18 protein-coding genes are annotated in these 17,469 nt (G+C 71.5%); 7 read left to right on the top strand and 11 right to left on the bottom strand.

Going from position 1 to position 17,469, the window contains the following annotated elements; translation table 11 throughout:
- Window positions 1-61: 61 nt before the first annotated feature.
- The 5 genes from ABZU53_RS15710 to ABZU53_RS15690 form a co-directional block, all read right to left on the bottom strand.
- Window positions 62-1,462, bottom strand: a complete 1,401-nt coding sequence (locus ABZU53_RS15710) for a cellulase family glycosylhydrolase (protein WP_355066485.1) — start codon at window positions 1,460-1,462, stop codon at window positions 62-64.
- A gap of 116 nt (window positions 1,463-1,578) precedes the next feature.
- Window positions 1,579-2,442, bottom strand: coding sequence for a hypothetical protein (locus tag ABZU53_RS15705; RefSeq protein ID WP_355066484.1), 864 nt, complete (start codon window positions 2,440-2,442; stop codon window positions 1,579-1,581).
- A gap of 115 nt (window positions 2,443-2,557) precedes the next feature.
- Window positions 2,558-3,319: a maleylpyruvate isomerase family mycothiol-dependent enzyme gene (locus ABZU53_RS15700; protein WP_355066483.1), complete on the bottom strand. Its 762-nt coding sequence runs from the start codon at window positions 3,317-3,319 to the stop codon at window positions 2,558-2,560.
- Window positions 3,320-3,373: 54 nt separating this feature from the next.
- On the bottom strand, window positions 3,374-4,396 hold the full coding sequence (locus tag ABZU53_RS15695; protein ID WP_355066482.1) for an LD-carboxypeptidase: 1,023 nt from the start codon (window positions 4,394-4,396) through the stop codon (window positions 3,374-3,376).
- Window positions 4,397-4,504: 108 nt separating this feature from the next.
- Entirely contained in the window at window positions 4,505-5,188 is a 684-nt protein-coding gene (locus ABZU53_RS15690; RefSeq protein ID WP_355066481.1) for a deaminase, read from the bottom strand.
- Between ABZU53_RS15690 and ABZU53_RS15685 the strand changes: the two genes are divergently transcribed.
- Window positions 5,114-6,091 carry an aldo/keto reductase gene (locus tag ABZU53_RS15685; RefSeq protein WP_354859129.1) on the top strand — a complete coding sequence of 326 codons (978 nt, stop codon included), beginning with the start codon at window positions 5,114-5,116 and terminating at the stop codon, window positions 6,089-6,091. The genes ABZU53_RS15690 and ABZU53_RS15685 overlap by 75 nt on opposite strands.
- Window positions 6,092-6,110: 19 nt before the next feature.
- Here ABZU53_RS15685 and ABZU53_RS15680 read toward each other — a convergent pair whose 3' ends face one another.
- Both ABZU53_RS15680 and ABZU53_RS15675 read right to left on the bottom strand, forming a co-directional pair.
- Window positions 6,111-6,809, bottom strand: a complete 699-nt coding sequence (locus tag ABZU53_RS15680; protein WP_355066480.1) for a DUF2071 domain-containing protein — start codon at window positions 6,807-6,809, stop codon at window positions 6,111-6,113.
- A gap of 62 nt (window positions 6,810-6,871) precedes the next feature.
- Window positions 6,872-8,452 (bottom strand): DHA2 family efflux MFS transporter permease subunit, encoded by a 1,581-nt coding sequence (locus tag ABZU53_RS15675; protein ID WP_354859121.1) that lies wholly within the window; start codon window positions 8,450-8,452, stop codon window positions 6,872-6,874.
- A gap of 143 nt (window positions 8,453-8,595) precedes the next feature.
- Between ABZU53_RS15675 and ABZU53_RS15670 the strand changes: the two genes are divergently transcribed.
- Complete coding sequence (locus ABZU53_RS15670) at window positions 8,596-8,850, top strand: hypothetical protein (protein ID WP_355066479.1); 255 nt, start codon at window positions 8,596-8,598, stop codon at window positions 8,848-8,850.
- 16 nt (window positions 8,851-8,866) lie between these two features.
- Here the strand turns inward: ABZU53_RS15670 and ABZU53_RS15665 are convergent, their stop codons facing one another.
- From ABZU53_RS15665 to ABZU53_RS15650, 4 genes are all read right to left on the bottom strand, one after another.
- Window positions 8,867-10,117, bottom strand: coding sequence for a DUF222 domain-containing protein (locus ABZU53_RS15665; protein WP_355066478.1), 1,251 nt, complete (start codon window positions 10,115-10,117; stop codon window positions 8,867-8,869).
- A 110-nt stretch (window positions 10,118-10,227) separates the two neighbouring features.
- A complete protein-coding gene (locus tag ABZU53_RS15660; protein WP_354859169.1) occupies window positions 10,228-10,812 on the bottom strand; it encodes a DinB family protein in 585 nt (194 codons plus the stop codon).
- Between the two features lie 76 nt (window positions 10,813-10,888).
- Window positions 10,889-11,692 (bottom strand): IclR family transcriptional regulator C-terminal domain-containing protein, encoded by an 804-nt coding sequence (locus ABZU53_RS15655; protein ID WP_354859114.1) that lies wholly within the window; start codon window positions 11,690-11,692, stop codon window positions 10,889-10,891.
- 3 nt (window positions 11,693-11,695) lie between these two features.
- Window positions 11,696-13,132: an amidohydrolase family protein gene (locus ABZU53_RS15650; protein ID WP_354859111.1), complete on the bottom strand. Its 1,437-nt coding sequence runs from the start codon at window positions 13,130-13,132 to the stop codon at window positions 11,696-11,698.
- Between the two features lie 195 nt (window positions 13,133-13,327).
- Between ABZU53_RS15650 and ABZU53_RS15645 the strand changes: the two genes are divergently transcribed.
- From ABZU53_RS15645 to ABZU53_RS15625, 5 genes are read left to right on the top strand one after another with little or no spacing between them, the layout of a single operon-like run.
- Entirely contained in the window at window positions 13,328-14,464 is a 1,137-nt protein-coding gene (locus ABZU53_RS15645) for a CoA transferase (protein WP_355066477.1), read from the top strand.
- The gene (locus tag ABZU53_RS15640) at window positions 14,449-15,219 is read left to right on the top strand and encodes a citryl-CoA lyase (RefSeq protein ID WP_354859107.1); all 771 of its coding nucleotides are present in this window, start codon (window positions 14,449-14,451) and stop codon (window positions 15,217-15,219) included. The genes ABZU53_RS15645 and ABZU53_RS15640 overlap by 16 nt, the downstream gene beginning before the upstream one ends.
- Before the next feature lie 32 nt (window positions 15,220-15,251).
- Window positions 15,252-16,115, top strand: a complete 864-nt coding sequence (locus tag ABZU53_RS15635) for an extradiol ring-cleavage dioxygenase (RefSeq protein ID WP_139583672.1) — start codon at window positions 15,252-15,254, stop codon at window positions 16,113-16,115.
- Window positions 16,112-16,474, top strand: a complete 363-nt coding sequence (locus tag ABZU53_RS15630) for a hypothetical protein (RefSeq protein ID WP_355066476.1) — start codon at window positions 16,112-16,114, stop codon at window positions 16,472-16,474. Before ABZU53_RS15635 ends, ABZU53_RS15630 begins: the two co-directional genes overlap by 4 nt.
- Window positions 16,471-17,436, top strand: coding sequence for a zinc-binding alcohol dehydrogenase family protein (locus tag ABZU53_RS15625; RefSeq protein ID WP_355066475.1), 966 nt, complete (start codon window positions 16,471-16,473; stop codon window positions 17,434-17,436). Before ABZU53_RS15630 ends, ABZU53_RS15625 begins: the two co-directional genes overlap by 4 nt.
- The last annotated feature ends 33 nt before the right edge of the window (window positions 17,437-17,469 follow it).

Genomic DNA, 17,469 nt, shown 5'->3' with positions numbered 1-17,469 from the left:
ATCCCACTGGCCCGGATACCCCGACATCGGCGATCTGGAGTTGATCAAGCGCGCGGCCGGGTCACCTCATGTTGGCGACCACGAACGGCGCGTGGCCGTGCAGGTAGTTGTTCCACCCGCCGGTCACCGGCGCGCCCGGGCTGAGCAGATTGGTGGTGTCGGTGCCGACGTCGAGCTTCCAGGCGGTCCAGGAGATGTTGTTCGCCTTCATCCAGTCGATCCAGGACTGCGCCTCCGGCAGGCAGGCCCGGCCGTCGAGGCCGCCGTCGGCGTTGCTGGCGCCCCACTCGGTGACGAACAGCGCCAGGCCGGCCCGGATCGCCGCGTCGCCCTTGGCGCGCAGTGACCCGCCGTGGGTGCACGAGTAGAAGTGCAGCGTGTACATGAGGTTGGTGCCAGCAACCGGGCTGGCCGCCGCGGCGTCCACGTCCTGCGACCACGTCGGCGTCCCGAGCACGACGATGTTGTCCGGGTCGGCGGCGCGGATCGCGGACACGACCGCCTGGTGGTACGGCTTGATGACGCCGGTCCAGCTGAACTGCAACGGCTCGTTCCACGTCTCCCAGATGACGTTGGGCAGGTGACCGTAGCGACGTGCCAGGTCACCGAAGAACGCCACCGCCTGGGACTGGTTGTTCTGCGCCTCGTGCGCGTGCCAGTCGACGATCACGTACACCCCGGCGGTGACCGCGTTGTTGATGATGGTCTCCACCTGCGCCCGCGCCCTGCCCGGATCACTGAGGTACGCCCCGGCGGGCTCCACGCCCATCGCCGCGCGGATCACCTGGAGGTTCCAGTTGTCGCGCATCCAGGTCAGCGCGGACAGGTTCTCGGCGTAGGGAGCGGTCTCCCAGTTGAGCCACATGCTGCTGACGCCGCGCAGCTGCACCCGCGCGCCGAACTTGTCGCACATCGTGGTGCCGCAGACCCGCAGCTGCCCGTACCGCTGCACGGGTGTGCCGGTCGTCGGCGGCGGTGTGGTGGGCGGCGGGGTCGTGGGCGGCGGGGTGGTCGGTGGCGGGGTCGTGGGCGGCGGGGTGGTCGGCGGCCGGGTCGTGGGCGGTGTGCCGCCGGTGCAGGACACGCTGTTGCCGTTGACGGTGCAGTTCACCGGAGTGCCGGAGCCGTTGACGAGGAAGCCGAACGACGTCGAGGCGCCGGCCCCGAGGGCGCCATTCCACGACACGTTGCTGAAGGTGTAGTGGTTGCCCGAGGTCACCTGCTGGGCGTTCCACGACTGGCTGATGCTCGACCCGGCCGGCAGGTCGAACTCGACCCGCCAACTGCTGATCGGCGCGGAGGTGTCGTTGGTGACCGTGACCTGGCCCTGATAGCCACTGCCCCAGTTGTTGGTCACGGAGAACACGACGGTTGCCGCGCTGGCCGGCGTGGCGATCATCGCCACCGCGCCGGCGAGCAGGCCGGCGACGGCCAGCGACGTGACAAGTCTCAGTGTGCGCATGCGGAACCCGCTTCTCTTCGACGGTGATGGTCTGAGGCGGGGCGGCGCCTTCACGCACAGTATCGATCAACGACGATGTCCGGCAAGACGGGACGCGATGCCCGCCGCTCGGCAGGTCAACCCCGCCGCCAGCCCCAACGGCGCGAACCGGTCGCGTGCCCCGACCCACCCTTCTCCCGGGCCAGCATCTCGGCGGCGACCCGCAGTTTCTGGGCGGGCTCCGCGGCGGCCGGGCCCAGCGTCTCCACGACGCGGTTGCCCATCGCCAGCACCATGGCCGCCCGGTCGAGGTCGCCGATCAGGACCAGGCACTGGGCGTACACCCCGTAGGTGTTGGCTATCTCCCAGAAGGTCAGCGGACGCGCCAGGTCGAGCAGCCCCTGCCGCAGCTCGCAGGCCCGCGACGCCGCCAGCGCCGCCTCCTGGGCACCGTCGCCCGACGACGGCCGCGTGAGGTGCCGGTGCAGCAGCGCCGTCGCCTGGTTGTGGTAGGCCGTGCCCATCGCCTCCCGGGTGCGGGGCCCGGCGGACGGCGGAGATCCGGCGGAGGTCAGACCCACCGTCACGGCCCGTTCCAGCAGGTCCCTGCGCGTGGCGGGCTGACCGGCGGCGAACGAGACCTCGGCCAGGTCCACCAGTGCGGTGATCAGCTCGGCGAGGGCGTCGTCCCGGGGTGCGGCCGCCACGTTCCCGCCCTCGGCCGCCACGGCGTCGTACACCCGCTCGAAGACGACCACCGCCTCGCCGCCGGGCGCCATCCCGTCGGCGGCCCTGCCGCGCGCCGAGAGCAGCATGCTGTGCCGCCACAGCGCCCGGGCCAACTGCTGCTGGTCCTCGCGGACCCCACCCGGACCGCGCACCGCCTCCCGGTACGCCTCGATCACCCGGACCCACAACCGGTCCGCCTCCGCCCAGGTGTCCTGTCGCGTTGAACGCTCCCGCGCCTGCTCGAACAACCGTCGCCGCTCGTCCGGTCCCATCGTGCGCACCGCCCTTCGTGGTCGCCCCCAGCCCACACCGCCAAAAGCAGTGAGACTCGTCGATTCTAGGTCGCTCCGATGGTCACCACCCGCGCCCACTCCGGCGGGCACCGCCTCACTGGGTGGCGACGACGATGCAGCGCCGCAGCTCGGCCACCGCCTCCGGCGGCCCCTCGACGCTGACGCCACTCGGCTCGGCGGCAAGCTCCCGGCCCCACAGCCAACGCAGCATCGCCGCTGGCGGGCCGGTCACCGTCACGTCGGCGGCGTCGGCGACGCCGTCGGTCACCGTGAACACCCCGGGTTCGGTACGCACCGACCACGCCGTGTCGTCGGCGCGGACGACGAACGTCCAGCCCGGCGAGCCGGCCAGGATCTCGCGGAAGGAGTCGGCCCACTCGGCCACCGAGTACTCCAGGAACACGCGAAGCAGCTCGTCGACGCCGTCCACGGCGAGGTCGGCCGGAATGGGCGCGACCGGCGCCCCGACGCCCAGCTCGGCATCGATGCGGTGGATGACGGTCTCCTGTGCCATCCGGCGGATCCAGAAGCCGACGAAGCGGCCGGGCGCGTACCACGAGCCCGCCGCGTCCAACGGGTCGTGGGCGGCGAACTCGGCCCGCAGCTCGGCGTACGCGCGGTCGAGCAGCGCCAGCGGCTCCTCGGATGCCAGCTCCGCCGGGGGCCACGGCTCCGGCTCGGCGCCCTCACGAATGGCCAGGGTCTTGTGGAGGTAGACGTCGCCCACGTGACGGGTGAGGTCGGCGACGCTCCAGCCTGGACACGTGGGCACCGGAGCGCCGAAATCGGTCGGCACGACGGCACGCAGCCGGGCGAAGTCGGCCGCAAGGCAGTCAAGATATCGTGAGTAGTCCATGCCGGACAGCTCAGCACGTCGCACCGACAGCCTCGCGCTACGCGCCCGCTGGTCTCAGCCGACCGGTCCGGTCGTCGCGTGCGGCCGTACCGCCGGTTCCAGCAGCGACAACGTCCGCTGCCGCGCGTCGAGGGCGACGCGGACGCCGACCGGCATCGGCAGGTTGGGGCCCGCGTGTCCGAACTCGACGTTGCCCAGGACCGGGATGTCACGGTCGCCGAGGACATCGAGCACCATCTCGGGCAGGGTCGGGGACGCGTCGGGCGTGTCGAGCCCGTCGATCGCGTGCGGAACGCCCACGACCATGCCGGCGATCCGGTCGAGAATGCCGGCGTGCCGCAGCACGTGCAGATAGCTCCACACGTACGACGCCTGGCCGCCCATCTCCTCCCAGAACAGCACCGCGCCGTCGAACCAGTCGAGCGGCAGCGCGTACCGCGTCGCCTGCACCAGCGCGATGCGATTGATCACCCCGCCGATGAGCCGACCTTCGGCACGACCGGGACGCCAGCACTCCCAGGACGGGCTGGCCGGCAGCGCGCCGAGCGGCTCCGTGCCGGTCAGCAGCGTCGAATAGAGCCTCTCCAGCTCTGCCCTGCGCGCCGCGGGCGCACGCTGCCACGCGCCGCCGAGCCCGGGCGTGGCCAAATCGGTGTGGAACCCGACCAGACCCGTACGCGCGTACAGCACCAGGTGCAGCAGCGAGATGTCGCTGTAGCCCAGGATCGGCTTGGGGTCGACGACGATCGCCTCGACGTCGATCAGGTCGAGGTAGCCGAACGCCGTCTGACCGCCGTCGTGCGCGATGATGGCGCGCACCTCGGGATCACGCAGGAGCCCGTTGAATTCGCCGGCGATCTCCATTGGCGTGGCCGCGCTCCACCAGCGCTGCCGTCCCGCGTCGAGCAGTGGCGCCCGGCGCACGCGGAACCTCATCCGCTGGAGCACGACCACCGCCTGCGCGAGGTCGGGCTCGTAGGCGGCATGCAGCGGCCCGGACAGCGCGGCGACAACGACCAGATCGCCGGGCCGCAGCGCAGGCGGTCGAAGCAGTTGAGGCGATGCGGAACCGGTCACCGACGCAGTGTCCCGACACGGGCACCAGCGCGCCACACCATTTCCGATCAAGATCCACGCTGCGTACGGGTGCGGGGGGCCGGCCCGGGCGGGCCGGCCCCGAGGTGGTCAGGCCGCCGGGCGTACCCGGTAGGCCAGGTGCGTGACGCCGTCGCCCTCGACGACGCGGAAGGGGCCGTCGAGGTGCAGCGGCGTGGTCGTCAGGCCGGCGAAGAACGGTATGCCGGCGCCGAGCACGACCGGGACGAGGTCGACGTGCACCTCGTCGAGCAGGCCGGCCGCGGCGACCTGGGCCGCGATGGTGCCGCCGTTGACGCCGACCTCCTTGTCACCGGCGAGCGCCTTCGCGCGGTCGATGGCGCTGGCGATGCCGTCGGTGACGAAGACGAACGAGTCATTCTCCGGCTCCCAGCCCTGCGGCACGGTGTGCGTGACGACCACGACGGGTACGTCCATCGGGTGCCGGCCGCCCCACCCGCCGGTCATGTCGAACAGCCGCCGGCCGACGACAAGCGCGCCGGTTCGTTCGGTGAGGTCCCGCAGGTGGCGCGCGCTCGCGGCGGACGTCCGGAACGTCATCTCGGGGTTGGCCGTCGGCGTCTCGACGTCGCCGCTGCCGTACCACTGGAAGAGGTGTTCGAAGCCGCCATGAGCCTGGTTGGACCGCCGCTGGATGCCGCCGGGCGGCAGGCGGAGGACGGTCGTAGCGTGGTGCCCATGAGAACCACCACGCTGGGCAGTGCAGGGCCCGAGGTCGGCGTCATCGGTCTCGGGTGCATGGGCATGAGCCACGGATACGACATCACCGGCCCCCGCGACGACGACACCTCGATCTCGGTGATCCGGCAGGCGCTGGACCTGGGCGCCACGCTGATCGACACGTCCGACGTGTACGGGCCGTACACCAACGAGGAGCTGGTCGGCCGGGCGCTTGCCGACGGCCACCGGGAGCGGGCCGTCCTGGCGACCAAGGTCGGGCTGGTGGCCACGTCCCTGACCGGAGGCCCCGGCAACTCACCGAAGATCGGCAACAACGGCCGGCCGGAGCACATCCGCACGGCCATCGACGACAGCCTGCGCCGCCTCAACACCGACCATGTCGACCTGTACCAGCTGCACCGCGTCGACCCTGAGGTGCCCATCGAGGAGTCCTGGGGCGCGATGGCCGAGGTCGTCGCGGCGGGCAAGGCCCGTCAGATCGGCCTGTCCGAGGTGACGGTGGACCAGATCGCGCGGGCCCAGGCCGTGCACCCGGTGGCGTCGGTGCAGTCCGAGCTGTCCCTGTGGACCCGGGACCCGCTGGCCGAGGTTCTGCCGTACTGCGTCGCGCACGGCATCGCCTTCCTGCCGTTCTCCCCGCTGGGCCGGGGTTTCCTGACCGGCCGGTTCTCGTCGTTCGACGATCTGCCGGCCGACGACTTCCGACGCGGCCTGCCGCGCTTTCAGCAGGACGCGCTGCGGGCCAACCTGGCCATCGTCGCCCGGGTCCGGGAGATCGCCGACCGGGCCGGCGTCACTCCCGCGCAGGTCGCGCTCGCGTGGGTGATCGCCCAGGGCGACCGGGTCATCCCGATCCCCGGCACCAAGACGCCGAAGTACCTGGTGGACAACTGCGCGGCCGGCGACGTGCAGCTCGGCGCCGAGGAACTGGCCGACCTCGACGCGCTGCCCGCCCCCGAGGGCGGTCGCTACTGAGCGTCCGGCGGCCCGGCGCTCAGCCGGGCCGCCGGAGCGTCACCGGCGGGCCGAACCGCACCCCGACACCGGGCGAGTAGAGCACGCTGACCGGCGGTCCGACCGGCGCCGGCAGCCCGGCGGCGGCGACCAGCCCGTCGTCCAGGTGCAGGAGCTCGGCGCGGTGCAGCGGCCAGCGGGGATGCCAGTTCGGCAGGTGCAGCGTGCGACCGTACGCCCGGGTGTTCAGCCCCCACCGGGCGGTGAGGAAATGGTCCAGGGGGGCGGGGTCGGCGATCGGCTCCCCCACCCGGACCGCCATCCGGCTCGTCGTACCCGCCGGGCCGGGCCAGCGACGCCGGCACCGGTAGGTGAGTCGGTCGCCGTCGCGGTCCAGCCGCATCGACGACCAGAGGTACGGCAGACGCAGCGTCGCCCGCGCCACCAGCACCGGCACCAGGCGGGACGCGTCGAGCGACCGGAACACGACGGCCCGCCGGCCGGTGTCGTCGACCGAGTAGAGCCGGACGTTCGTCTCGGCGAAGGTGCCGAAGTACGGCACCCCCGGGCCGCGACCGAAGCCCAGCCCGACCATCCGGAAGCCGATCAGGCCGACGTAGCTCACACCGTCCAGCGTGTCCGGACGAGTGCCGGCGGGCAGCAGCGGCGCGACGAGTGCCGGGTCGACGGCCCAGTGCAGAAAGGTGAGATCCTCCGGACGGACCCGGCGACGGTCCACTGCGCTGACGCCGTACCCGCCGCGCTCAGCATCCGGAAGGGACGCTGAGCGCGGCGGGTCGGTCAGTGGATGACGACGGGCGTCTTGACCTGCTCGCCCTGCGGGTCGTCGAGCTGCGCCGGCTGACGCCGGCGCGGCAGCAGCGCGGCCGGGATGAACGTGAGCACGACAAGCGCGAACGCGACCCAGAACGTGGTGGCGAACGACTTCGCGGCGAAGTCGAGCCCGCGCTCGATGATCGACGGGTCCACCGGCATCTGCTGCAGCAGCTCCGGCCGCTGCTGGGAGGCGATGGCCAGCCCGGCCTCGGTGATCGGCTTGCCGCTCTCGTCCACCAGTCCGGGGATCGGCCGGGATCCGTTGAGCTCGTTGGTGAGGATCACCGACATGACGGCGGCGCCGACCGAGCCGCCGATCTGCTGGAGGATGTTGACCAGCGTCGAGCCGCGGGCCACCTCCTGCGCCTGCAACGTCCGCAGCGCCGACGTCATGATCGGCATCATCGTGCCGCCCATGCCCAGACCCATCACGAACAGCGACCCGCCGAGCAGCCAGTACGAGGTCTGCGGGTCGACCTGGGTGAAGCTGAAGAACCCGACGACGATGAGCGCCAACGCGAACGGAACGGTACGGCCGATCGGCACCCGGTCGGCAAGCGTGCCCGCGATCGGCATGGTGAGCATCGCGCCGATGCCCTGCGGGGCCATCAGCAGGCCGGCGGCCAGCGTCGACTCACCGCGCACCTGCAGGAAGTAGCTCGGGAACAGCAGGCCGGCGCCCATGAACGCGATGATGAACACGAACAGCGTCACCGAGGCGATGGTCAGGCTGCGGTTGCGGAACAGCCGCAGATCGAGCAGCGGGTGCCGGGGCTTGAACGAGTAGAGCACGAACGCCACCACCAGCGCGCCGCCGACCAGCATCGGCGCCCACACCTTGGCCTCGGCGAAGGTGCCCGCCTCCGGCAGCGACGAGACGCCGTAGAGGAACAGCGCGAGACCCGGCGAGAGCATCAGCATGCCGACGAAGTCGAAGGACTCGGAGGGCTCGGGCGCGTCCTTCGGAAGCGCGAACTGTGCGTAGATCAGCGCGACGACACCGATCGGCAGGTTGATCAGGAAGATCCAGTGCCAGCTCGCGGTGTCGATCAGCCAGCCGCCGAGGATCGGGCCGCCGATCGGCCCGAGCAGCATCGGAATGCCGAGGACGGCCATCAGCCGGCCGATCCGGTGGGGCCCGGCCGCGCGGGTCATGATGGTCATGCCCAGCGGCATGAGCATGCCACCGCCGAGGCCCTGCAGCACGCGGTAGCCGATCAGCTCGCCGATCGAGTCGGCGGTGGCGCAGAGCCCCGACCCGATCGTGAACAGCGCCAGCGCCACCATGTAGAGCCGTTTGGTGCCGAACCGGTCGGCGGCCCAGCCACTGAGCGGGATCACGGTGGCCAGGGCGAGGGTGTAGCCGGTCATCGTCCACGCGACGCGGGCGTAGGACGCGTCGAACTCGTTCTGGAATGTGGGCAGCGCCACGCTGACCACCGTCACGTCGAGGATCGACATGATCGCGCCGAGGACGACGACGCCGGCCACCTTGAGCACCGCGGCGTCGAGTTTGTCCGATGTCGCGACGGATTGCTGTGTCACAAATTCTCCTGAAGTCGATTGAGCCGGCCATTGGTGGGCGGTGGCGGCGAAGCCGCGCCGACCAGGCGCGGGGCGCGGCGTGCCAGGACGACGACGCGCGCAGGAAGACTAACCGCCGGTGGTGACGATTTGCCGCCGGATTCGTGACCGCCCGGCCGCGCATCCGAATGGCCGTGGATTTACAGCCGGTCGTCGGGGTGGCGACCAGGTCGTGGGGCTGGCAATCAGGTCGTTGGGCTGACCGTCGTCACACTCGCGGCCTCGACGTGCTCGTCAACAACGCCGGCGTGACCGGCGGAATGCCGCAGGAACCCACCACGGTCGACCTCGCGGTCGGACGCACGGCGATGGAGACCAACGTGATCGGCGTCACTCGGTCGGCCTGCTTTTCCGGGTGATCGGTGGTGGTGGTGGTTACGTTCGTCGGTGGTACTGGTTGCGGCGGGGGATCTGGTCGGGGTCGAGCCAGGCGGGTGGTACGAATTCGGGGTGGCCGTCGCCGCCGAGGCGCACCACCCAGTCGGTGTGGTGCAGGTGTCGGTGGTGGTGGCCGCAGAGGAGGACGGCGTTGTGGAGGGTGGTGGTGCCGCCGTCGGCCCAGTGGTGGATGTGGTGGGCGTCGCACCAGCGTGGTGGTCGGTCGCAGCCGGGGAAGGCGCAGCCTCGGTCGCGCAGGACGAGTGCGCGGCGTAGGGGTCCGGTGATGAGGCGGCGTTGTCGGCCCACGTCGAGTGGTTGGCTGGCGCTGCCGAGGACGGCGGGGAGGATCGCGGCGTCGCAGGCGAGCCGACGCACCGTCTCGGGGGTGAGTTGCGGGCCGATGTCGAGGGAACCGCTGCCCAACTGCCGGGTCAACCCGTCGTAGCTGGTGGTGACGACGATCTGGGCGGGGTCGCCGCCGTTGTCGGGTAGTTCGCCGGTGCGCAGGGCGAGGCGGCACACGTCGGCCAGGGCGTCATGCCGCCGTTGGCCGGGGTTGCGTGCGTCGTCGGGGCCGGTGGGCACGGTCAGCGGGTCGATGGCGGCGCGCAGCAGGCCGGCGGTTTCGGTGTCGAGGATGCCGCTGAGCCGCAGTCGTCCGTCGGTCCGTTCGGAGATGGTGAGGTGCCGGTCGCGCGCAGCCCGGTCGGTCTCGGCCTTGAGTGCCGCGGCGGCGACCGCGTCGGCGGCCTCGGGTGCGACGTGGTCGAGGATGCGGGTGCCGAGTTTGCGCAGCAGGGTGGGGTCGAACTGCCCGGCCCACTGCACCAGAACACCGACGGCTTTGTCGGCGGCCTCGGCGCCGGCCGACGCCGCCGCCGCGCCAATCGTGTCGGTGATGACGCGGGCCTGCTCGGCGGTGACCGTCCCGGCCGGGAGGGCGTCCCGCACGGCGGGCGGTGCGGCGTCGAGGGCGGCGGCGAGATCGACGAGCCGGCGGGCGGCCGGGATGGTGAGGTGCAGCCGTTCGCGCAGCCACACCGCGGTGGACGACGCGCCCTGGGTGCGGGCCGTGCCGCGGCCGTCGAGCTCACGGACCAGGGCGAGAGTCACGGCGGCGAGGCGCTGCTCAATGCGGTGCGCGGCGTCGAGCGCCGCGATCAACTCCTGCTCGGGCAGAGCCCAGGCGGCGGCGTCGGCGCGGGCTGCGATCGCGTCCTCTGCCTGCGCCAACTCCTCGACCATGACCCGAGACTAGAACGGGTGTACGACACTTTCAGTCACCATGATCGATTGGTCGCGGGGGCAGTCCGCCATCATCCCGGAACGCTCGGACCAGGGCGCCCACCGCCCGGCTAGGGCAGCATCGGTGGGAGTTTGCTGGCGTCGAGGGCTGCCTGCTCCACTCGCCGGCGGTGGTCCAGCCACCATGACTCGTCCCCGGTGGGCAGGTTGTCGTTGCTGGGCAGCAGCCCGGCCGCGCCGTCGATGAGTTCGCGCACGATGTCGGCGTGGCCGGCGTGCCGTTGGGTTTCCGCGATGACGTGGACCAGGACGTGGTGCAACGTGACCGCTGCGTCGCCCCACCACGGCACGCGTCCGACCTCGTCCAGCGCAAGGGCGTCAATGGTGGTGTCGGCGTGGACGATCGCGCGGCGATACAGTTCGACGATCTCCTCGCGGGTCTCATCCGCGCTCGCCCACATGTCGGCATTGGTCTCCGCACCATCGCCGATGTACGGCAGCTCCTGCTCGAACGGTCGGCCGAACACGACGCCGAAGTAGAGGATCTCCATGGCCGCCGAGTGCTTCACCAGACCGAGCAGGTTGGTCGCGGTCGGGGTCAACGGCCGCCGAATGTCGTATTCGCCGAGCCCGTCGAGCTTCCACAGCAGCGAGTCGCGGCCGCCCTTCAAGTAGCTGTGCAGGTCTGCCTTCATCGCCGGCACTATGGCATCTGTTGGTGTCGGCGTTGCCCCGGACGATCCGCGGAGCTCATGGGCACCCGAAGCGCAGCTAGGCGGTGACCACCGGGACGGCGGCGGTCAGCGCCCAGTCGTGCCCGATGTCGGCCGCCGCGCGGAGCAACCTCGGAAGGTGCTCCTCGCGCAGGGTCTCCAGTGAGGTCTCGGCCGCGTGCACGGTCACGTTGATCGCCGCGACGACCCGCCCGTCGCCGTCGCGCACGCCGGTGGCGACGGACCGGATTCCCGGGGCCAGGTCCTGGTCGGCGAGTGCCCAGCCCTTCGCCCGAGCCTCCCGCAGCACCGCGTCGAGTTCGCCGGGCGAGGGCTGCCAGCGTGGCGTGATGCCGGAGCGCGTCGGCTCAGCGAGTACGGCGGCCAGGGTCTCCGGTGGCAGCGCCGCGAGCAGCACCTTGCCCATCGACGTCGCGGGCGCGGGGAAGCGGGTGCCGATGGTGACACCGAGCGTGACGATCTTCGGGACGGCCACCCGGGCGACGTAGACGATGTCGCTGCCGTCGAGCTGGGCCATCGAGGTCGACTCGTTGGTCTGCGCGACGAGCTTCTCCATGTGCGGGCGGGCCACGTCCCACATGTTCAGCGCGTTGACGTACGCCATCCCCAGCTCCAGGACGCGCGGGGTGAGGGCGTGGCCACGGCCGACCGCGCGGACGTAGCCCAGCGACTCGAGCGTGATGAGGATGCGTCGGACGGTGGGCCGGGCCAGGCCGGTGGCGGCGGCGATCTCGCTGAGCGTCATCGACGGGCAGGCGGGACGGAAGGAGCGCAGGACGTCGAGGCCACGGGCGAGAGCCTCGATGAAGTCGGGCCCGGCGCCCCTTCCGTTGTCACTCATGTCCTAATGCTTCCATTGGGCCGAGCCGGCGTCCCACTCGGTGTACTGGTACGGGTTCTCCAGGATGGCGGTCTCCGGGACGTCCGGGTTCATGCCACGCTGCCACGCCTCCTCCCCCATCGTCTCGCGCAGGTGGTCGATGGTCGCCGCCACCCGGGCCCGCGCGGCGGCCAGGTCGACACCGACGAGGCGGCCGTCCCGCTTCACGACCCGGCCACCCACCAGCACGGTGTGCACGTCGCCGCGCTGGGCCTGGAAGACGACGTGACCGTGCGGGTTCAGGATCGGGAACATCACCGGGGAGGCGTCGTTCTTGATCAGAACGATGTCGGCCTGCCGGCCGGGGGTCAAGGCGCCGACCGTGGAGTCCATGCCGAGGGCACGGGCGCCGCCCCGGGTGGCCCACTCGACGACCTGCTCGGCGCGCAGGTGGCAGTGGGTGATCGTGTCCTGCTTGGCGTGCGCCTCCAGGTGCTCACGGGAGCGGTCGGCGCCGAGCGTGCTCCGCATCGCCGAGAAGAGGTCACCGCTCCACCACACGCTGGTGTCCATCGACAGCGACACCGGAATGTCGTGGTGGCGCAGCTGCCAGGTGGGCGGGTACCCCTGCCCGGCGCTCTGCTCGCTCTCGGTGGAGACGGAGACGGAGCCGCCGGTCGCGGCGATCCGGTTGTACGAGTCGTGGGTGAGCGTGGCCGCGTGCACGTACACGGTCGACGGGGTCATGAAGCCGCCCTCGTGCATGAGCCGGATGCCGTCGTCGTTGGTGGCGCCCCACACGCCGGCGTGCGTGGTCACCGCGGCGCCCAACTCCCGGGCCACCTCGAACGCGGCCCGCTCGGGGAACGCGGGATCGCCGGTGACGTCGAACGCCATCTGGAAGCCGGCCAGCTTGCCGCCGTCGATCCGCCGGCGGTGGAAGTCGCGGAACTCCGGCGAGGTGGCCCACTCCCACGGCCCCTGCTGGATGTTGCCGTAGGCCAGCACGAACCGGCCCGGCACCGCTTCGAGGGCGTCGACGGCCGCGTCCGCGTGATCGGGCGTCTGCAGGCCGTGTGACCAGTCGACAGTGGTGGTCACGCCGGCGTCGATCGCCTCGATGGCGCCGAGCAGGTTTCCCGCGTACACGTCCTCGGGGCGGAACAGCTTGCCGGATTCGAGGTAGTACCAGACGAAGTACTGCGTCAGCGTCCAGTCGGCGCCGTACCCGCGCATGGCGGTCTGCCACATGTGCCGGTGGGTGTCGACCATGCCCGGCATGAGGATGCCGTCGGTCGCGTCGATCTCCAGGGCGTCGTCGGGCGCGGTGAGACCGACGCCGACCTCCGCGATCCGGTCGCCGACGACCAGCACGTCGGCGCCGGGCAGCACCGTGTGGGCGTCGTCCATGGTGAGAACCAGGCCGTTGCGGAAGATCACCGGCCGGTCGGTTGCGCTCATCGCCACCCATTCCTCTCCGGGTACGAGTTTTCCGGACTGTTGTCCGCTGTGCGGCCAGCCCGAGTGGCGCAAGTGTGGTCCCGGCCACGATTCGTGTCAAGAGCGTGTTTCATCGCGATGAATTGCCCGTTGACAGTGCTCGCGTGGTGCCGCAAGCTGACTCGGCGGACAGGTGTCCGTAGAACGGGCGGAAACATGGTGCAGCAATCGACCGGGCCGCTGGCCGGCCTGCTCGTCGCGGACTTCTCCCGGATCCTCGCCGGGCCGTACGCGACGATGCTCCTGGCGGACCTGGGCGCACAGGTGATCAAAGTGGAGAGCCCGGGCGGCGACGACACCCGCACCTGGATGCCACCCACCCGCGAAGGCGTTTCGACGTACTACCTCGGCATCAACCGCAACAAGCGGTCGGTCGCCCTGGACCTCAAACAGCCGGACGACCTGGCCGCCGCCCAGGAGCTGGCCCGCCGCGCCGACGTGCTGATCGAGAACTTCCGGCCCGGCGGCCTCGCCCGGTTCGGCCTCGACTACGACACCGTCACCGCGAACAACGAGAAGATCGTGTACGCGAGCATCAGCGGCTTCGGCACCGGCGCCGGGCGGGACTTCCCCGGCTACGACCTGATGGTGCAGGCGATCTCCGGCCTGATGAGCCTCACCGGCGACCCGGACGGCTCGCCATACCGGGCCGGGATCTCGGTCTTCGACGTGATGGCGGGGCTGCACGCGAGCATCGGCATCCTCGCCGCGCTGCACCATCGTGGAGAGACCGGACGCGGACAGCACGTCGAGGTCAACCTGCTCAGCTCGGCGCTGTCCGGCCTGGTCAACCACTCCAGCGGCTACGTCGCCGGCGGCGCCGTCCCGTTCCGGATGGGCAACGCGCACCCCAGCCTCTTCCCGTACGAGCCAATGCCCACCGCCGACGGCGAACTCATCGTCATCGCCGGCAACGACGGGCAGTTCCGCAAGCTCTGCCAGGTGCTCGACCTGCCCGGCCTGCCGGACGACAGGCGTTTCGGGCGCAACCAGGACCGCACCGCCAACCGGGAGGAGCTGCGGCCCCTGCTTGTCGAACGGCTCGCCAAGCGGACCAAGGACGAGTGGTTCCGGGACCTGCTCGCCGCCGGTGTCCCCTGCGCGCCGATCAACACCATCGACGGCGGCGTGGCCCTCGCCGAGGAGCTTGGGCTCGACCCGGTCGTCACCGTCGGCGCCGTGCCCGGCGTCCGCAACCCGATCACCTTCTCCGACACCCCGGCCCGGTACGAGCTGCCGCCGCCCGGGCTCGACGAACACGGCGAGGAGATCCGCGCGTGGCTGAAGAGCTGAGCTTCCCCACCGGGATCGGCACCTCCGACCCGACCACCATCTCCCTGCTCGGGCAGGACCTGGCCGCCGACCTGATGGGCACGGTGGGCTTCGGCGAGCTGGCGTACTGGCTGGTCGCCGGCCGCCGACCCACCCCCGGCGAGGTACGGGTCTTCGAGGCGGTGCTGGTGGCGCTCGCCGACCACGGCTTCACCCCGACGGCCATCGCCGCCCGACTGACGTACCTGTCCGCGCCCGAGTCGTTGCAGGGCGCGCTCGCCGCCGGGCTGCTCGGCGGCGGCTCCCGCTTCCTCGGCGTCACCGAGGACTGTGGACGGTTCCTCGCCGACACGCTCGCGCAGGCCGGTGACGTGACCGACTACGACGCGCTGGCCCTCGACGCCGTCACCCGGGCGAAGCGGGAGCGCCGGCTGGTCCCCGGCCTCGGGCACCCCGTGCACAAGGACCAGGACCCGCGCACCCCCGTGCTGATCCGGATCGCCACCGAGGAGGGCCTGCACGGCCAGCACCTGCGGCTGTTCGAGGCGATCGGCCGCGTACACCCGCAGGTGCTCGGTCGTACCCTGCCGCTCAACGGCGCCGGGGTGTGCGGCGCGGCGCTCGCCGACCTCGGGCTCCCCGTCGAGATGCTGCGCGGCTTCGCCCTGCTGGCCCGCGCGGCGGGGCTGCTCGGGCACCTCGCCGAGGAGCGACGTCGGCCGCTCGGCATGGACATCTACCGCACCGTGGACCGCAACGCCGTCTACGAACCCTGACTCCCCCTCTTCCGCCCCCGAAAGGAGTGGGAATGGCCTCCATCGTCGCGGTCATCGCCTCCACCCACCACCCCTTCTACTACCGGGCCAGCACCGCGACCGGCGAGGACCGGCCACCGTTCGCCGACGAGTGGACCCGCAAGATCCTGGCCTTCCGGGAGACGTTGACCCGGGCCCGACCCGACGTGCTGGTGATGGTCGGCTCCGACCACTTCCACCAGCTCTGGTTGGACAACATGCCGCAGTTCCTGGTCGGCAAGGCGCCCTTCTACGACGCCAACTGGTACAACGAGGAGCGCGAGTTCGGGCTGCCGCGGATGCTGCTCACCGGCCAGGAGGACCTGTCCGCGCACATCCTGCGGGCGGGCCTGGACTCCGGTTTCGACCTGGCGTTCAGCAACGAGCTGCGCATCGACCACAGCATCACCTGCCCGATCATCACGCTGCGGCCCGAGGCCGACCTGCCGATCGTGCCGATCTACACGAACATCTTCGCTCCGCCGCTGCCGCAGCCGAAGCGCTTCGTCCAGCTCGGTGCGGCCATCCGGGAGATCGTCGAGTCCTGGCCGTCGCACCTGCGGGTGGCCGTCATCGGCACCGGTCACCTCTCCCTGGAGCTGGGCGGCCCCCGGCAGTTCGGCCCGCACGGCCCGGACCCGGAGTTCGACAGGCGGGCCGTCGAGTGGATCGCCAACGGGGACCTCGACGGGTGCCTACGCGAGGTCACCCTGGACAGCCTGCACTCGCCCGGCAACGCCACCCACGGCTTCATGGACTTCATGCTGATGATGGGTGTGGCCGGCGCCGGCGTGAAGGCCGACTACGTCGACACCCTCGACCTGTTCCACACCATGGAGGCGTACTTCACCTGGTACCCGAACGGAGCAGCGGCGTGAGCAAGTACCTGCTGGACAAGTTCCTGTTCATGGTCGACCGGGACCCCGACCTGGTTGAGCGCTACCGCAGCGAGCCGCGCGAGCTGGTCGCCTGGTGGGAGGCCGAGTGCGCCAACACGGTGCTGAACTGCCACACCGGCGAGGCGAGCACTTGGCTGCGCTTCGACGACACGGAGCGGGAGGCGTTGGCCACCCACGACCACGTGAAGCTCTTCGAGTTGGGGGCGCACCCGTTCCTCACCCTGACGCTCTTCATCGCCCTCTTCGAGCGGGACAACACCGAGCCGCTGGAGTACCAGAAGTCGTACGGCGCGCGGCTGGCCCACTTCTCGATGCCCTACCCGGACATCGCGACGTGATCCGCGCGGCCCTGCTCACCACCTGCGGCGCCCCACCGACGGTCGTCGAGCGACTGGCCCCCGAGCTGGCCGACGGCGAGCTGACGGTCACCGTCGAGGCCGTGCCGATCACCCCGCTGGACCTGCTCTGTGCCAGCGGCACCAGCTACTTCGGCAGGCCGGCCACCCCGTACGTGCCGGGTGTGCAGGGCGTCGGCCGTCTCGTCGACGGCACGCCCGTCTGGTTCGGCACGTCGGCCGGGATGCGGTCCGGGGTGGACGGCAGCATGGCGACAACTGTCGCGGTGCCCGCCGCCGACGTGGTGACGCTGCCGACCGGCGTACCGCTGACCCTGCTCGCGGCCCTGGGCCTCTCCGCCGTCGCCGCGCACGCCGGCCTGACGTACGCCGGTGGCCTGGCGGCCGGCAACCAGGTCGTCGTGCTCGGCGCCGGTGGTGTGGTCGGCCAGGCGGCCATCCAGCTGGCCCTGCTCGGCGGGGCCCGCCGGGTCGTCGCGGTGGCCCGCTCGGCGGCGGCGCGGTCCCGTGCCGAGGAGCTCGGCGCGGCGGTCGCGATCCCGCTGCTTCCCGACGACGACGTCGCGTCGATGGCCGAGCGGCTGCGGGACGGCGCCGACGGCCCGGTCGACCTCGTCCTCGATCCGGTGTTCGGTGTGCCGGCCGCGGCGGCGCTGCGGGTGCTGCGCCCCGGTGGCCGCCTGGTCAACCTGGGCAGCGCGGCCGGCGCGACCGCGCCGATCGAGTCGGCCGTGCTGCGCGGCGGGTCGCTGCGCATGGTCGGCTACACCAACAACGGCCTGTCGACCGACGATCGGGCGGCGTCGCTGGCGCTGGTGGCCGGGCACGCCGCGGCCGGCCGGCTCACCGTCGACCACGAGATCGTGCCGTTCGACTCGGTCGCCGATGCCTGGGAACGCCAGAGCTCCGGCACCGCCGCCGGCCGCATCGTCCTCGCGCTCTGAGCCTCGACCGGATGCACGACACCCCCGCCGAGC

The sequence above is a fragment of the Micromonospora sp. NPDC005194 genome, assembly GCF_040608335.1.
Classification (GTDB): domain Bacteria; phylum Actinomycetota; class Actinomycetes; order Mycobacteriales; family Micromonosporaceae; genus Micromonospora.
The sequence above is the reverse complement of the archived record's forward strand: the minus strand, read 5'-3'. Positions and strand labels throughout refer to the sequence as shown.

Bases quoted from the DNA above. Each gene is read 5' to 3' on its own strand.
- ABZU53_RS15655 (WP_354859114.1), bottom strand. From the start codon at position 11,692: ATGAGTGACAACGGAAGGGGCGCCGGGCCCGACTTCATCGAGGCTCTC.
- ABZU53_RS15650 (WP_354859111.1), bottom strand. From the start codon at position 13,132: ATGAGCGCAACCGACCGGCCGGTGATCTTCCGCAACGGCCTGGTTCTC.
- ABZU53_RS15645 (WP_355066477.1), top strand. From the start codon at position 13,328: ATGGTGCAGCAATCGACCGGGCCGCTGGCCGGCCTGCTCGTCGCGGAC.
- ABZU53_RS15705 (WP_355066484.1), bottom strand. From the start codon at position 2,442: ATGGGACCGGACGAGCGGCGACGGTTGTTCGAGCAGGCGCGGGAGCGT.
- ABZU53_RS15700 (WP_355066483.1), bottom strand. From the start codon at position 3,319: ATGGACTACTCACGATATCTTGACTGCCTTGCGGCCGACTTCGCCCGG.
- ABZU53_RS15710 (WP_355066485.1), bottom strand. From the start codon at position 1,462: ATGCGCACACTGAGACTTGTCACGTCGCTGGCCGTCGCCGGCCTGCTC.
- ABZU53_RS15635 (WP_139583672.1), top strand. From the start codon at position 15,252: ATGGCCTCCATCGTCGCGGTCATCGCCTCCACCCACCACCCCTTCTAC.
- ABZU53_RS15665 (WP_355066478.1), bottom strand. From the start codon at position 10,117: ATGGTCGAGGAGTTGGCGCAGGCAGAGGACGCGATCGCAGCCCGCGCC.
- ABZU53_RS15660 (WP_354859169.1), bottom strand. From the start codon at position 10,812: ATGAAGGCAGACCTGCACAGCTACTTGAAGGGCGGCCGCGACTCGCTG.
- ABZU53_RS15685 (WP_354859129.1), top strand. From the start codon at position 5,114: ATGAGAACCACCACGCTGGGCAGTGCAGGGCCCGAGGTCGGCGTCATC.